Origin of the sequence: Rhodovulum adriaticum (genome assembly GCF_004345735.1) — a bacterium.
Taxonomy (GTDB): domain Bacteria; phylum Pseudomonadota; class Alphaproteobacteria; order Rhodobacterales; family Rhodobacteraceae; genus Rhodovulum; species Rhodovulum adriaticum.
The window spans coordinates 72,163-85,796 of record NZ_SLXL01000011.1 but is presented as its reverse complement, the minus strand read 5'-3'; the positions used below and the strand labels follow the sequence as shown (position 1 = coordinate 85,796).

Genomic DNA, 13,634 nt, shown 5'->3' with positions numbered 1-13,634 from the left:
CCTACAGCCCCACCGCCAGCATCGCCTGCGCCACGCGCGGGATCAGGTCCGGCGACAGGCCCGCCACGTTGATCCGGCTGTCGCCGATCATGTAAACGCCATGTTCGGCCCGCATCCGTTCCACCTGGTCGGGCGTGGCGCCCAGCAGGGAAAACATGCCGCGCTGCGCGCCCAGATGGGCAAAACGATCCGACCCGCCCAGATCGCGCAGCGTGTCCGCCAGCCCCTGCCGCTGGCGCTGCATGTGCAGGCGCATGCCCTCCAGCTCCGCCTGCCAATCCGCGCGCAAGTCAGGATCGGTCAGGATTTCGGTGACCACCCGCGCCCCGTGGTCGGGCGGAAAGGCATAGGTCTGCCGGTTCAGCATGGTCAGGTTCGATTGCGCCAGATCGCGTGTCGGCCCGTCCGGGGCCAGCGCGAACAGGGCGCCCGCGCGTTCCCGGTAGATGCCGAAATTCTTGGAACAGCTTGTCGCGACCAGCAACTCGGGCACCTGCCCCGCCAGGATGCGCAGCCCTTCGGCGTCGGCCTCCAACCCCGCGCCGAAGCCCTGATAGGCGATGTCCACCATCGCCATCGCGCCGGTTTCCGTCAGAAGCCCGGCCACCGCCTGCCAGTCCTGCGCGGACAGGTCCGCCCCGGTGGGATTGTGACAGCACCCATGCAGCAGCACCACGTCCCCCGGCCCCGCACGGCCCAGATCGGCCAGCATGCCCTCGATATTCAGCCCGCGCGCCTGCGCGTCGTAATAGCGGTAATCGACCCGCTCCAACCCCAGAAAGCCGATGATCGCGGCGTGGTTGGGCCAGCTTGGATCGGGCACAAAGATGCGCGCGGACGGATTGGCAAGGCGGGCCAGTTCCAGCCCCATCCGCACCGCGCCGGTGCCGCCCGGCGTGGCAATGGCCGCGCGGCGGTCTGCGGGGACCGCATCCCCCAGCACCAGCCCCGACAGCGCCGCCAGATAGGCCGGATCGCCCTCAAGCGCGACATAGGTCTTGGTGTCCTGATTACGCCACAGCCGTTCCTCGGCTGTCTTGACCGCGGCCATCACCGGGGTTCGTCCGGCGGGGTCGCGAAACACGCCCACGCCCAGGTCGATCTTGTCCGTGCGCGGATCGGCGGCATAGGCCCGCATCAGCGCCATGATCTTGTCGGGTGTCTGCGATGACAGCCCCGCCAGCATCAGGCGCTTCCCGTGGCGACGGGCAGGTCGTTATACATGCCCCATTCCGTCCACGACCCGTCATAGACGGCGTGGTTGCGGTGGCCCAGCACCTCCAGCGCAAGGCAGATCATGGCCGAATTCACGCCCGAACCGCAGCTTGCGATCGCGGGTTTCTTCAGGTCCACGCCCGCCGCCTGGAACACCGCGCGCAGGTCGTCGGGCGCCTTCAGCGTGCCGTCCCCGTTCAGCAGCGTGGCGAAATGCACGTTCTTGGAATTCGGGATATGGCCCGAGCGCAGGTTCGGCCGCGGTTCGGGTTCGCGCCCCTCGAACCGGCCGGCGGCGCGGGCGTCGATGATCTCGTAATCGCCCAGCTTGGAGGCCGCGGCGACCTGGGTGACATCCTTGACCAGATGCGCCTGGCGCTGAACCGTCATGTGCCGGTCGCGCACCATGGGCGGCAGATCCTCGGTCGGGCGCCCCTCGGCCAGCCATTTCGGCAGGCCGCCGTCCAGAACGGCGATGTCGGTCTTACCCATCAGGCGAAAGGTCCACCAGACCCGCGCGGCGGAAAACAGGCCCATGCCGTCATAAACCACCACCTGATGCCCGTCGCCCACGCCCATCGCGCGCATCCGCGCGATGAACTTTTCCACCGGGGGCGCCATGTGCGGCAGGTCAGAACGATGATCGGAAATCTCGTCGATATCGAAGAAGCGCGCGCCGGGGATATGCGCCTGGTCGTACTCGGCCCGCGGGTCGCGCGGGTCGGTGGGCAGGTACCACGACCCGTCCAGAATGCGCAGGTCGGGGTCTTTCAGATGCTCTGCCAACCATTCGGTCGAGACCAGCGTTTTCGGATCGTTATAAGCCATGCACCCCTCCGCACCCCTGCAACGTTCGGAAATGCTTAGAACGGTGTAGAACCCGTGGCAAGGCCGGGGCGTCAGCCGTGGTCCTTCAGCAGGCGTTGTTTCTGGCGTTGCCAGTCGCGCTTGGCCTCTGTGGCGCGCTTGTCCTGGGTCTTCTTGCCCTTGGCGATGCCGATCTTCAGCTTGGCGATGCCCTTGTGATTGAAATACAGGACCAGCGGGACCAGCGTATACCCCTTGCGCTGTGTATCGCCCCACAACCGGGCCAGTTCCTTGCGCGAAACCAGCAACTTGCGCTTGCGCCGTTCCTCGTGGCCCCAGGTCTTGGCCTGCTCGTAGGGGGGGATGTAGCCGTTGACCAGCCACAGCTCGCCCTCCTCGACAGAGGCATAGCTTTCGGCGATGTTAGCGCCGTTCTCGCGCAGGGATTTGACCTCGGACCCTTGCAGGATGATCCCGCATTCAAGGTCGTCCTCGATCGCGTAATCGTAGCGCGCGCGCCGGTTCTCGGCGATCACCTTGTAGTTGGGGTCTGATTTCGCTTTGGCCATGGTGGGGGGCATATAGGCGAAAGCGCGGCGGGTTGAAAGGCGGCTCAGACAGTGGCGGGCCAGCGCGCCGTATTCAGGCCGCGGATCAGCAGGTACAGGCACAGGGTCAGTTCCGCCGCGACCGGAACCGCGTAAAGCGGCTGGATCACCGCGTTCACCCCCGGCGCCAGGAACAGCGTCGCGCTGCCGGTCAGGTAAACGCCACCGGCTGCGATGGACAACACGCCCAAGGCAGTTGGAAACCACGCCGCACGGATCAGCAACACACCCAGCACGACGCATTGCGCCCCGAAAAACACCAGCGCCAGGTCGTAACCATGCCGGTGCAGGTCCAGCAGAAACAGCGCCATGTCCGGGCCTTGCCCGCGCTGCAACGCCAGCAGCGCGGCGTAATAGGCCATCAGGTTCACCGCCAGAACCCCCGCCTGCATCAGCCGCAGCACCATCGCCCCCAGCGCCAGCGTTTCCCCCGCCGGGCGCAGCAGGACGAAGAACACCACCGCCAGCGCGATATCGGCCAGCACCATCGTCAGGTCCAGCGCGAAACCCAGACGGAACAGCCCCGGCGCGGCCAGGATGTGCGCCGCGGTATCGGCAGCCGCCCCCGGCACGATCAGCGCGCCACGCACGAACAGTTCGGCCCCCAGCCCGCACAGGATGATGGTCAGGTAGTAGAACCCGCCAAGGCGGGCCAGGGCGCGGGGCTGGGTCATGGTCTCTCCGATAGGGGCAGCCTAGCAGAGCCCGCCTGACCTGCGAAGGCCCGCGTTGCGGACACGATTGATTGCACCACGGGCCGCGCTAGCTGTTGCTAACGGAGGATCGACAGAAAGGGAGGTCTGTCATGTCACTTCACAAGGTATTCGCCAGCGCGCTGGTTTTCGCAAGCGTGGCGGTCGCGGCCCCCGCACAGGACCGCAGCCCCGCCCCCGAGGACGCCCGCGCCTATATCGTCGCACCCGAAGATGGCGCCACCGTGGCCTCTCCGGTCACCGTCCGGTTCGGGCTACAGGGCATGGGCGTTGCCCCGGCCGGGGTGGACAACGCGATGACCGGCCATCACCACCTGCTAATCGACGTTGACCCCGACACGGTCGATTACAGCCAGGGGGTGCCGGCCGATGACAATCACATCCATTTCGGCGGCGGCCAGACAGAGGTGACGCTGGACATGGACCCCGGCACATATACGCTGTGGCTGCTGCTGGGGGATGCCAATCACATTCCCCACGATCCGCCCGTGCGATCCGAGCCGATCACGATCACGGTAGAATAGGCCGTGTCAGCGGGCGGGCGGCAGGTCGGCCCGCTCGACCCAGGGCTTGATATCGATCAGGGGCGTACCGTCATAGCAGTCGATTGCGTCGATACCCATCGTTCCGGCGGCCACGTCCAGCGACGTGATGCGCACTGTTGCCAGCCCAATGCTGTTAGGCCGGTTGGGCGAGCGGATGGCAAAGGTGCCGCGCGTGCCCTGGATATGGCGCGGACTTTGCCGCAGCAGATCGCGCCGCGCGCCCCCCAGCCAGTAAAGCAGAACAACCGGCTGCCCCACCGCCAACCCGTCCAGCGCCGGGGCAAAGGTGGGGTCCAGTTCCACCTTGCCGACCCCGCCCTGCGCACGGGCCGTGCCTATATTGCGCGGGCAGTCGCCAGCCCCCCAACGCGACCGGATGCGCCCGATGATGCGCAGGCGGGGGCCGTCAGGCTCTGCCAGCCCGTCGGCCACCACCTCACCCGGTCGCAGCGGCGCATCCATGGCTCAGTTCAGCAGGCCGGCGTGACGCATGGCCTCGTCGATCTTTGCCTTGGTGGCGTCGGTCAGGCCAACCAGGGGCGTGCGTACCTCTTCGGTGCATTTGCCCAGCCGCGACAGCGCATATTTCGCCCCGGCCACCCCCGGCTCCAGGAAGATGGCGATATGCAGCGGCATCAGCCTGTCCTGCAATTCCAGCGCCTTGGCGTAATCCCCGGCCAGCGTGGCCTCTTGGAACTGGGAACACAGGCGCGGCGCCACGTTGGCCGTGACAGAGATACAGCCCCGCCCGCCATGGGCGTTGAACCCCAAGGCGGTCGCATCCTCACCCGACAATTGCAGAAAATCGGTGCCGCAGGTGATCCGCTGCTTGGGCACCCGGCTCAGGTCGCCGGTGGCATCCTTGACCCCGATGATGCGGGGCAGTTTCGCCAGCTCGCCCATCGTGTCGGGCAGCATGTCCACCACCGAGCGGGGCGGAATGTTGTAGATGATGATCGGCAATTCGCAGCAATCGTGCAGCGCGGTGAAATGCGCGATCATCCCGGCCTGCGTCGGTTTGTTGTAATAGGGCGTGACCACCAGTGCGGCATCGGCGCCGACCTTTTCGGCATGCTGCATGAAGCGGATGGCCTCGACCGTGTTGTTCGACCCCGCACCTGCGATCACCGGCACGCGGCCATCGGCAGCCTTCACCACTTCTTCGATGACCATCTCATGCTCGGCATGGGTCAGGGTGGGGCTTTCGCCCGTGGTGCCGACGGGAACGATGCCGTGGCTGCCCTCTTCCAGGTGCCATTCCACCAGGTGTTTGAGCGCATCGCGATCCACTGCACCGTCCTTGAACGGCGTCACCAGGGCAGGAAGGGACCCTTTGATCATGACACGCTCCTTTCGCATGGTAGTGTTCAACTGAAACCGCAGCCTGGGGCGACTCGCCCCCGGCCCAGGCCGCGCCGGACCCTATAGCGCCCTTGGCCCGTTGCCAAGTTTGTGAATTGTCCGCCCCACCCCTGCATGAGAACCTTTGTCATCCCCTCCCCCAACCAGAGCCTGCCCGCCATGCGCCCGTTCGTGCTGATCCTGCTTCTTTCACTGGCCGCCCCGGCGGCGGCACAGGACGAAACGCCGCTGACCCGCGCCATGGCCGAGGTCCGCGCCGACAACTGGCAGGCCGCCCGCCAGGCCGCCACCCCCGCCGGGCAGGTGGCGCTGGACATCGTGGAATGGCGCCGCCTGCGCGCGGGCCAGGGCACATTCGCCGATTACCTGGCCTTCCTGCGCCGCAACGCCGACTGGCCCGGGCTGGACCGGCTGCGCGCCCGTGGCGAGGGCAAGATCCCCGCCGATGCCAACCCTGCGGACGTTCTGGCCTTTTTCGGGGGCGAACGTCCGCTGACCGGGACGGGCACGCTGCGTCTGGTGCAGGCCCATGCCGCGATGGGCAATGGCGGCGATGCCCAGGCACTGGCGGTGCTGGCCTGGCGCACCCTGCCGCTGGGATCGGGGCCGCAGGCTGCGCTGCTCTCGCGCTATGCCCAGGCCCTGGCCCCTCATCACGCGGCGCGCATCGACGAAATGCTGTGGCAGGGCGAGGGGGACGAGGCCCGGCGCATGCTGCGCCTTGTCCCCGAGGGCTGGGAGGAATTGGCAGAGGCCCGCATCGCCCTGCGCGCCCGCGCCCCCGGCGTGGATGCCCGCATCGCTGCGGTGCCCGCCCCGTTCGCCGATCACCCCGGCCTAGCCTATGAACGGTTCCTGTGGCGCGCCCGCAAGGGCCGCGCCGAGGACGCGATCGAGCTGATGGAGGCGCGCAGCACCTCGGCCGCGGCACTCGGCCGCTCGCTGGACTGGGCCAACTGGCGCCGCATCTACACAAGGCAACTGATGCGCGAGGGCGCGGGCCAACGCGCCTATGACCTGGCCGCGCGCCACCATGTCGCGCCCGGGGCCGACTATGCCTATGCCGACCTGGAATGGCTGGCCGGCTTCATCGCGCTGCGCCTGCTGAACGCCCCCGAAACCGCGCTGGACCATTTCCAGCGGTTCGAGGCCGCCGTCGAAACCCCGATCAGCCTGTCGCGCGGCGGCTACTGGCGCGGCCGCGCGCTAGAGGCAATGGGCCGCGACGCCGAGGCCCGTACCGCCTATGCCGATGCCGCCGCGCACCAGACCGCGTTCTACGGACAGCTTGCCGCCGAACGCGCGGGCCTGCCGATGGACCCGGCCCTGACGGGGGGCGAAACCTATCCCGGTTGGCGCGAGGCGCCCTGGGCGGACGGATCGGTGCTGCGCGCAGCACTGATGTTTCACGAGGCGGGCGAACGCAACCTGGCGGAATGGTTCCTGACCCACCTGGCCGAAACCGCCGATGCACAGGGCCAGCAACAGCTTGCAGGCCTCGCCCTGCGACTGGGGGAACACCACATCGCGGTCAGGCTCGCCAAGGTGGCCGCGCGCGACCTGAACGTGATGATGCAGGCCTATTTCCCCCTCACCGACCTGGCCGAGGCCGATCACCCCGTACCCGCCGAACTGGTCCTGGCCATCGCGCGGCGCGAAAGCGAATTCGACCCCGCAGTGATCTCGGGGGCGGGGGCGCGCGGCCTGATGCAGCTGATGCCGCCCACCGCACAGGCCATGTCCGCCAAGGTCGGCATCCCCTATTCCTCCTCCGGGCTGACCGGCGATCCCGGCTACAACGCGCGCCTCGGCGCGGCCTATCTTGCGCAATTGACCGACGAATTCGGCCCAAACCCGGTGCTGATCTCCGCTGCCTACAATGCCGGCCCCAGCCGCGCCCACCGCTGGGTCGCGGAACGGGGCGATCCGCGATCCGCCGGGGTGGACGTGGTGGACTGGATCGAGATGATCCCGTTCCGCGAAACCCGCAACTACGTGATGCGCGTGACCGAATCGCTGGCCGTCTACCGCGCGCGCCTGTCAGGCCGCACCGAAACGCTGCGCTTGTCTCAGGAACTGAAAGCGGACTGAGCCTTCTTCTTGGTCAAAATACCCAAATCCTGCCCGTGCCTCAGGTGCGCCGCTCGCGGATCAGCGTGAACAGACCCGCCGCGACCACGATACTGGCACCCATGGCGACATGGGGTTCCAACCTCTCGCCGAACACGGCCATCCCCAAGGCGCTGGCAAAGACCAGTTGCAGATAGGCAAAAGGCTGCACGGCGCTGGCCTCGGCCAGTTCGTAGGTCTTGATCAGCAGGAAATGCCCCAGCGCGCCGGTGACGCACAGCAGCGCCATCCAGCCCCAGTCGGGGGCGGCCATCGGCTCCCACACCCACAGGCCGATGGCGGTCATTGCCACCGCGCCCGTTGTTCCGGTCCAAAAGAAACTGGTCGCCGCCGTGTCGGCCCGCGCGACGTAGCGGGTCAGCAAACCGTACAGCGCAAACATCAGCGCCGCAGCCAACGGGATCAGCGCAGCGGGCGCAAAGACGCGCAGCCCCGGTTGCAGGATCACCAGCACGCCGACGAAGCCCACGCCGATCGCGACCCAGCGCCGCCAGCCCACGCGCTCGCCCAGCACCGGGCCGGACAGCGCCGCGATCAGCAACGGGTAGCAGGCAAAGACCGCGTGGCTTTCCACCAGCCCCAGCGCGACGAAACCGGCCACCATCACGCAGATCTCGGCGGCCAGCAGCAGCCCGCGGAACGCCTGCACCAGCGGTTGCCGCGTGGCCGCCGCCGCACGCATGCCGCCGGCCTTGCGCGCGGCCACGGCGATCACGAAGGCCGCGAAGAACCAGTAGCGGATCATCACCACCATCAGCACGTTGTATTCGGCGGCCAGGTGGCGCGAGATGCCATCCTGCAAGGCAAAGACCAGGGTCGTGGCAACCATCAGCAGGATGCCCAACCTTGTATTCTGCTCGGTCATGCGGACAGCCTCGCGACAGTCATGTGCCGCTTGCGCCCGAAACCGGGGCGGCGCTCGACCTCGAACCCGGCTTCGGCCAATCCCCGGCGAACGAACCCGGCTGCGGTATAGGTCGCTGCCGTGCCGCCCGGCACGGTGTGGGCCGCGACCTGGGCCATCAGTTCCGGCGACCACAGTTCGGGGTTTTTCGCCGGGGCAAAGCCGTCCAGGAACCAGGCCTCCGCCCGCCCGGCCCAGCGCGGCAGGGTTTCGCGCGCATCGCCAAAGATGAATTCGGCGTCCAGATCGTCGCTCTGGAACCGCGTCGCCCCCGCCCGCCAGGCATGGACCAGCGGCCCGGCCACCGCATGCGCCTCGGGGAAGGCGCGCAGGGCGCGGTCCATATCCCCCCAGTCCATCGGAAACGCCTCGAACCCGGTATATCGCAAGGGCCCCGCAACACCCGCCGCCCGCCAGGCGATCAGCGCGGCCAGCAGGTTCAGCCCGGTGCCGATGCCCAGTTCGGCGATGCGGAACCCCGGGGTGAACCGCGCAGGCAGGTCGTTGCCGGTCAGAAAGACATGCCGCGTTTCCGCCAGCCCGTCGGCGATTGAGAAATAGGGATCGTCGAACCGGGTCGCCACCGGCACGGCACCGTCCTTCCACTCGATATCGGCACGCTGGCGCTGCGACATGATCTGTCCTAGATGGCAGGAATTCAGAGCGCCGAGAATGAAAGAGGGCCGCGGCAATGGCAACGGTGGATGTAACGGTGATGGGCGCGGGCGTGTTCGGCTTGGCCTGCGCCTATGCCTGCGCCGGACGCGGTGCGCGGGTGCGGGTGGTGGAATGGTCGCATCCCGGCGCGGGGGCCAGCGGCACGCCGGTCGGCGCGCTGTCCCCCCATGTGCCCGAACGCTGGAACGACAAAAAGGCGTTCCAGCTGGACAGCCTGCTGATGGGCGACGATTTCTGGGCCGGGGTGGAACAGGTGTCGGGCAAGGCCACGGGCTATGGCCGGGTGGGCCGCTACCAGCCGATTGCCGATCAGGCCGCGCTGGACCGCGCCCAGGAACGCGCGGCAGAGGCCGAAACCCTGTGGCAGGGGCGGGCCGCATGGCGGGTGGTTCCGGCGGACCACGCCGGGGATTTCGCGCCGCTTACGCCCACGGGCCTGTTGATCCACGACACCCTGTCGGCCCGTATCGCGCCCCGCGACGCCTGCGCGGCACTGGCGGCCGGGGTGATTGCCCTGGGGGGCGAGGTCGCCTGCGGCGCCGAGGGGCCGATCGAGGGGCGGGTGATCTGGGCCACCGGCTATCCGGGGCTGGCGGCGCTATCGGTCGAGCTGGACAAACAGGTGGGCAGCGGGGTCAAGGGACAGGCCGCGATCCTGGAACATGACGCGCGCGGCGCGCCGCAGCTATATGCCGGCGGGCTGCTGATCGTGCCGCACCATGACGGGACGGTGGCGGTAGGATCGACCACCGAACGCGACTTTGACGATCCCTACAGCACCGATGCGCAGCTGGACGACGTGATCGCACGGGCGCGGATGGCCTGCCCCGCACTGGCCACGGCCCCGGTGATCGAACGCTGGGCGGGTGTGCGGCCCCGCGCGAAAACCATCGCGCCGATGCTGGGCGCATGGCCCGGACGGGCGGGGCATTACATCGCCAATGGCGGGTTCAAGATCGGTATCGGGCTGGCGCCGAAGGTCGGGCAGGTCATGGCCGATCTGGTGCTGGACGGCAACGACGCGGGCATCCCCCAAGGCTTTACGGTCGCGGCCTGCCTTTAGCGGCGGCGGAGCGCCTCCCAGGCCCAGAGCAGCGCCATCGCCCCCAGCACCGCGCCCAGCAGCCCGGCGGCAAATCCCGTCAGGGCCAGCAACAGCCGCAGGACAAGCCCGCCGATCAACGCACCGGCAATGCCGATGGCGATGGTGGTGGGAATGTCGGCCTCGACCCGCAGCAGGCGGGTGGCCAGGAACCCGGCCGCAATGCCCACGATGACAAGAAACAGGATGCTCATACCCTGAATATGGGGATGGCGGGGGGATTCGCCTATAGTCAGTCCCCCGGACGCGCCGCTTTTTCGCGCCCTGCGGACAGTTGAATGCGCCGCGCCCGCGCGCTACCTGTCGCGCGATCCCCGCCTGCCGAGAGGTTCCATGCGCACCCCCCTGTTCGAGGCCTATGTCGATCCAGCCCGCCCCTATCCCGAAATCTGGCGCCTGATCGCAGGCGTCGCGGCCATCGTGCTGATTTCCACCGGGGTCTTTGCGATCATGCTGATCGCCGCCTACCCGGTGCTGGGGCCGCTGAACTATTTCGGCTGGCTGCAAGGGCTGGGCGCCCCCTCAAGCCCCGCGCAGACGCTGTTCCTGCTGGGCAGCTTCGTCGGGCTTTGGCTGGGGGTCGTGATCGCGACGCCCGCCCTGCACTATCGCGAACCGGGCACGCTGTTCGGCCCCCTGCGCGACACGCTGCGCGGGTTCTTCCGGGCGCTTGGCGTGTTGCTGCCCGTTTACGCGGCAATGTTCGGGCTGGTGATGCTGACCACCCCGCTGGACCCCAACCTTGACCCGGGCACATGGGCCCGCCTGCTGCCCGCCGCGCTGGTGCTGGTTCTGATTCAGACCAGCGCCGAGGAATTGGTCTTTCGCGGTTACCTGCAACAGCAACTGGCCGCCCGCTTTGCCGCTCGGGCGATCTGGATGGGGCTGCCGGCGCTGGCCTTTACCGCGCTGCACTACAACCCGATGGCCGGGGCCAACGCCTGGATCGTCTTGGCGGCGGTGCTGGGCTTTGCGCTGGCCGCGGCCGACCTGACCGAGCGTTCGGGCAGCCTGGGCATGGCGATGGGCTGGCATTTCATCAACAACTGCAGCGCACTGCTGCTGACCTCGGTCAAGGGGACGATCACCGGCCTGTCGCTTTACGTCACGCCGTTCGATCTGACCGATACCGGCGCTGCGCCGCTGGCCCTGGGGCTGGACATCCTGGCCATCTTCATCGTGTGGCGGCTGCTGCGCGCGCTGATCTGACCGCGCAGGCGCGATTGCAATCCGGCACGGCGCGGCTTATTTCGTGCCCTCAGACCGACGCGGAGGGCACGAGCCGATGAACTGGATCAACAACTACGTCCGGCCCAAGATCAACTCGCTGTTCTCGCGGCGCGAGATGCCAGAGAACCTGTGGACCAAATGCGATGCCTGCGGCACGATGCTGTTCCACCGCGAGTTGGCGGATAACCTGAATGTCTGCCCGCATTGCGACCACCACATGGGCATCCGGCCGCGCGACCGCTTTCTGACGCTGTTCGACGGCGGCATCTTCACCGAGGTCGAGGTGCCCAAACCCGTCGCTGACCCGCTACAGTTCCGCGACCAGAAGAAATATCCCGACCGGATGAAATCGGCCCAGAAGGCCACCGGCGAGAAAGAGGCGATGCTGGTCGCCGAGGGCGAGATCGGGCGAACGCCCGTGGTTGCCGCCGCGCAGGATTTCAGCTTCATGGGCGGGTCCATGGGGATGTATGTGGGCAACGCGATCATCGCCGGTGCCAAACGCGCGGTCGATCTGAAACGCCCCTTCATCCTGTTTTCCGCCGCCGGCGGCGCCCGCATGCAAGAGGGTATCCTGTCACTGATGCAGATGCCGCGCACCACGGTCGCGCTGCAAATGCTGAAAGAGGCGGGGCTGCCCTATATCGTGGTGCTGACCCATCCCACCACCGGAGGCGTGACCGCATCTTACGCGATGCTGGGCGATGTGCAGATTGCCGAACCCGGCGCGCTGATCTGTTTCGCCGGGCCGCGGGTGATCGAACAGACGATCCGCGAAAAGCTGCCCGAGGGGTTCCAGCGCGCCGAATACCTGCTGGATCACGGCATGCTGGACCGGGTGACGCCGCGCACCAAGCTGCGCGAAGAGCTGATTACCATCACGCGGATGCTGATGGGCCTGCCGCCCGCGGTGATCGCCGATCTGCCGCCGCCGGCCAGCTTTGCCACCGGGCCGGAAAAACCCGAACCCGCCGAGGCCACCGCCGAGGTCGAGACCGCCCCGCAGCAACCCCTGCCCCGGCCGACCTATCCCGACCGGAAAAACGAAGAGTGACCGCCGCCACCAGCGACATCCTGCTGGACCGCATGATGTCGCTGCACCCCAAGGTGATCGACCTGACGCTGGACCGCGTCTGGCGCCTGCTGGCCGCGCTGGACCATCCCGAGCAACGCCTTGCCCCGGTGATCCATATTGCGGGCACGAACGGCAAGGGCTCAACGCTGGCGATGATCCGGGCGGGCTTGCAGGGCGCGGGCAAGCGGGTGCAGGCCTATACCTCGCCCCACTTGGCGCGGTTTCACGAACGCATTCGTCTGACCGATGGGCTGATTTCCGAACCCGCGCTGGCGGCGGTTTTGGACGAGTGCGACAGCGCCAATGCGCACGCCCCCATCACCTATTTCGAAATCACCACCTGCGCCGCGCTCTTGGCCTTTGCCCGCGATCCGGCGGATTACTGCCTGCTTGAGGTCGGGCTGGGGGGGCGGCTGGATGCAACCAACGTCATCGACCGCCCCGCGCTGACCGTCATCACGCCGATCTCCATCGACCACCAGCAATTCCTGGGCGACACCCTGCCCCAGATCGCCGCCGAAAAGGCCGGCATCCTGAAACGCGGCGTGCCCTGCGTCGTCGGCCCGCAACAGGACGCCGCCTTGCAGGTGATCGAGGACCGCGCCGCCCGGCTGGGCGCCCCCCTGCTGGCCCATGGCCAGCACTGGCATGTCTGGCAGGAACGCGAGCGGCTGATCTATCAGGATGAACGCGGTCTGCTGGACCTGCCCCTGCCCCGCCTGATCGGCCCCCACCAGGTGCAGAACGCGGGCACGGCCCTGGCCGCCCTGCGCGCGCTGGACATGGGCGACCCCGCCTATGAGGCCGCCATGACCGATGCGGAGTGGCCCGCGCGGATGCAACGCCTGCGCACGGGCCCGCTGGTGCAGGCCGCTGGCCGGGCGGACCTGTGGCTGGACGGCGGGCACAACCCCGCCGCCGGCACCGCGCTGGCCGCAGCACTGGCCACCCTGCCCCCGCGCCCGGTACACCTGGTCTGCGGCATGCTGAACACCAAGGACGTGACCGGCTTCATGGCCCCGCTGGCGCAGGTCGCCGAAACGCTGACCGCCGTTTCCATTCCGGGCGAGGCCAACACCCTGCCCGCCGAGACCGCCGCCGCCGCGGCCCGGCAGGCGGGCCTGACCGCCACCACCGCCGACAGCGTGACCGCCGCCGTGACCCGCATCGCCGCCGACAGCCCGAACGCCCGGATCGTGATCTGCGGATCGCTTTACCTGGCGGGGCGCGTGCTGCGCGACAACGCCTGACCCCACGGATCGACC

15 protein-coding genes are annotated in these 13,634 nt (G+C 68.1%); 6 read left to right on the top strand and 9 right to left on the bottom strand.

Annotated elements, in window-relative coordinates; translation table 11 throughout:
* Position 1: 1 nt before the first annotated feature.
* The 4 genes from EV656_RS13230 to EV656_RS13215 form a co-directional block, all read right to left on the bottom strand.
* The gene (locus tag EV656_RS13230; RefSeq protein WP_132604894.1) at positions 2–1,186 is read right to left on the bottom strand and encodes an amino acid aminotransferase; all 1,185 of its coding nucleotides are present in this window, start codon (positions 1,184–1,186) and stop codon (positions 2–4) included.
* The gene (gene sseA / locus EV656_RS13225) at positions 1,186–2,043 is read right to left on the bottom strand and encodes a 3-mercaptopyruvate sulfurtransferase (protein WP_132604892.1); all 858 of its coding nucleotides are present in this window, start codon (positions 2,041–2,043) and stop codon (positions 1,186–1,188) included. Before sseA ends, EV656_RS13230 begins: the two co-directional genes overlap by 1 nt.
* Before the next feature lie 71 nt (positions 2,044–2,114).
* A complete protein-coding gene (smpB, locus tag EV656_RS13220) occupies positions 2,115–2,591 on the bottom strand; it encodes an SsrA-binding protein SmpB (protein ID WP_132604890.1) in 477 nt (158 codons plus the stop codon).
* Between the two features lie 44 nt (positions 2,592–2,635).
* Entirely contained in the window at positions 2,636–3,304 is a 669-nt protein-coding gene (locus EV656_RS13215; RefSeq protein ID WP_132604888.1) for a DUF4386 domain-containing protein, read from the bottom strand.
* Positions 3,305–3,435: 131 nt separating this feature from the next.
* Here EV656_RS13215 and EV656_RS13210 point away from each other — a divergent pair, with 131 nt between their 5' ends.
* Positions 3,436–3,867: a DUF4399 domain-containing protein gene (locus EV656_RS13210; protein WP_132604886.1), complete on the top strand. Its 432-nt coding sequence runs from the start codon at positions 3,436–3,438 to the stop codon at positions 3,865–3,867.
* A 6-nt stretch (positions 3,868–3,873) separates the two neighbouring features.
* Here EV656_RS13210 and EV656_RS13205 read toward each other — a convergent pair whose 3' ends face one another.
* Together EV656_RS13205 and dapA are read right to left on the bottom strand one after the other, a co-directional pair.
* Entirely contained in the window at positions 3,874–4,350 is a 477-nt protein-coding gene (locus tag EV656_RS13205) for a TrmO family methyltransferase domain-containing protein (RefSeq protein ID WP_132604884.1), read from the bottom strand.
* 3 nt (positions 4,351–4,353) lie between these two features.
* Positions 4,354–5,229, bottom strand: coding sequence for a 4-hydroxy-tetrahydrodipicolinate synthase (dapA, locus tag EV656_RS13200; protein ID WP_132604882.1), 876 nt, complete (start codon positions 5,227–5,229; stop codon positions 4,354–4,356).
* 135 nt (positions 5,230–5,364) lie between these two features.
* Here dapA and EV656_RS13195 point away from each other — a divergent pair, with 135 nt between their 5' ends.
* Positions 5,365–7,341, top strand: coding sequence for a lytic transglycosylase domain-containing protein (locus EV656_RS13195; RefSeq protein WP_242469061.1), 1,977 nt, complete (start codon positions 5,365–5,367; stop codon positions 7,339–7,341).
* A 40-nt stretch (positions 7,342–7,381) separates the two neighbouring features.
* Here EV656_RS13195 and EV656_RS13190 read toward each other — a convergent pair whose 3' ends face one another.
* Together EV656_RS13190 and mnmC2 are read right to left on the bottom strand one after the other, a co-directional pair.
* The gene (locus tag EV656_RS13190) at positions 7,382–8,245 is read right to left on the bottom strand and encodes a DMT family transporter (protein ID WP_132604880.1); all 864 of its coding nucleotides are present in this window, start codon (positions 8,243–8,245) and stop codon (positions 7,382–7,384) included.
* Positions 8,242–8,919, bottom strand: a complete 678-nt coding sequence (mnmC2, locus tag EV656_RS13185) for a tRNA (5-methylaminomethyl-2-thiouridine)(34)-methyltransferase MnmC2 (protein WP_132604878.1) — start codon at positions 8,917–8,919, stop codon at positions 8,242–8,244. Before mnmC2 ends, EV656_RS13190 begins: the two co-directional genes overlap by 4 nt.
* A gap of 56 nt (positions 8,920–8,975) precedes the next feature.
* Here mnmC2 and EV656_RS13180 point away from each other — a divergent pair, with 56 nt between their 5' ends.
* Positions 8,976–10,025, top strand: a complete 1,050-nt coding sequence (locus tag EV656_RS13180) for an NAD(P)/FAD-dependent oxidoreductase (RefSeq protein ID WP_132604876.1) — start codon at positions 8,976–8,978, stop codon at positions 10,023–10,025.
* On the opposite strand, the gene EV656_RS13175 is transcribed toward EV656_RS13180, so the two are convergent.
* Positions 10,022–10,258: a GlsB/YeaQ/YmgE family stress response membrane protein gene (locus EV656_RS13175; protein WP_132604874.1), complete on the bottom strand. Its 237-nt coding sequence runs from the start codon at positions 10,256–10,258 to the stop codon at positions 10,022–10,024. The two genes, EV656_RS13180 and EV656_RS13175, sit on opposite strands and share 4 nt — an antisense overlap.
* Positions 10,259–10,397: 139 nt before the next feature.
* On the opposite strand from EV656_RS13175, the gene EV656_RS13170 reads away from it, so the two are divergent.
* The 3 genes from EV656_RS13170 (at position 10,398) to EV656_RS13160 (ending at position 13,619) form a co-directional block, all read left to right on the top strand.
* Entirely contained in the window at positions 10,398–11,273 is an 876-nt protein-coding gene (locus EV656_RS13170; protein ID WP_132604872.1) for a CPBP family intramembrane glutamic endopeptidase, read from the top strand.
* A gap of 76 nt (positions 11,274–11,349) precedes the next feature.
* Positions 11,350–12,348, top strand: coding sequence for an acetyl-CoA carboxylase, carboxyltransferase subunit beta (accD, locus tag EV656_RS13165; protein WP_132604870.1), 999 nt, complete (start codon positions 11,350–11,352; stop codon positions 12,346–12,348).
* A complete protein-coding gene (locus EV656_RS13160) occupies positions 12,345–13,619 on the top strand; it encodes a bifunctional folylpolyglutamate synthase/dihydrofolate synthase (RefSeq protein ID WP_132604868.1) in 1,275 nt (424 codons plus the stop codon). The genes accD and EV656_RS13160 overlap by 4 nt, the downstream gene beginning before the upstream one ends.
* Positions 13,620–13,634: the final 15 nt, after the last annotated feature.

What these genes read in the sequence shown, in the direction of transcription:
- EV656_RS13215 (WP_132604888.1), bottom strand. Translation starts at nt 3,304, where the DNA reads ATGACCCAGCCCCGCGCCCTGGCCCGCCTTGGCGGGTTCTACTACCTG.
- smpB (WP_132604890.1), bottom strand. Translation starts at nt 2,591, where the DNA reads ATGGCCAAAGCGAAATCAGACCCCAACTACAAGGTGATCGCCGAGAAC.
- EV656_RS13170 (WP_132604872.1), top strand. Translation starts at nt 10,398, where the DNA reads ATGCGCACCCCCCTGTTCGAGGCCTATGTCGATCCAGCCCGCCCCTAT.
- EV656_RS13175 (WP_132604874.1), bottom strand. Translation starts at nt 10,258, where the DNA reads ATGAGCATCCTGTTTCTTGTCATCGTGGGCATTGCGGCCGGGTTCCTG.
- mnmC2 (WP_132604878.1), bottom strand. Translation starts at nt 8,919, where the DNA reads ATGTCGCAGCGCCAGCGTGCCGATATCGAGTGGAAGGACGGTGCCGTG.
- sseA (WP_132604892.1), bottom strand. Translation starts at nt 2,043, where the DNA reads ATGGCTTATAACGATCCGAAAACGCTGGTCTCGACCGAATGGTTGGCA.
- EV656_RS13210 (WP_132604886.1), top strand. Translation starts at nt 3,436, where the DNA reads ATGTCACTTCACAAGGTATTCGCCAGCGCGCTGGTTTTCGCAAGCGTG.
- EV656_RS13195 (WP_242469061.1), top strand. Translation starts at nt 5,365, where the DNA reads ATGAGAACCTTTGTCATCCCCTCCCCCAACCAGAGCCTGCCCGCCATG.
- dapA (WP_132604882.1), bottom strand. Translation starts at nt 5,229, where the DNA reads ATGATCAAAGGGTCCCTTCCTGCCCTGGTGACGCCGTTCAAGGACGGT.
- EV656_RS13230 (WP_132604894.1), bottom strand. Translation starts at nt 1,186, where the DNA reads ATGCTGGCGGGGCTGTCATCGCAGACACCCGACAAGATCATGGCGCTG.
- accD (WP_132604870.1), top strand. Translation starts at nt 11,350, where the DNA reads ATGAACTGGATCAACAACTACGTCCGGCCCAAGATCAACTCGCTGTTC.
- EV656_RS13190 (WP_132604880.1), bottom strand. Translation starts at nt 8,245, where the DNA reads ATGACCGAGCAGAATACAAGGTTGGGCATCCTGCTGATGGTTGCCACG.
- EV656_RS13180 (WP_132604876.1), top strand. Translation starts at nt 8,976, where the DNA reads ATGGCAACGGTGGATGTAACGGTGATGGGCGCGGGCGTGTTCGGCTTG.
- EV656_RS13205 (WP_132604884.1), bottom strand. Translation starts at nt 4,350, where the DNA reads ATGGATGCGCCGCTGCGACCGGGTGAGGTGGTGGCCGACGGGCTGGCA.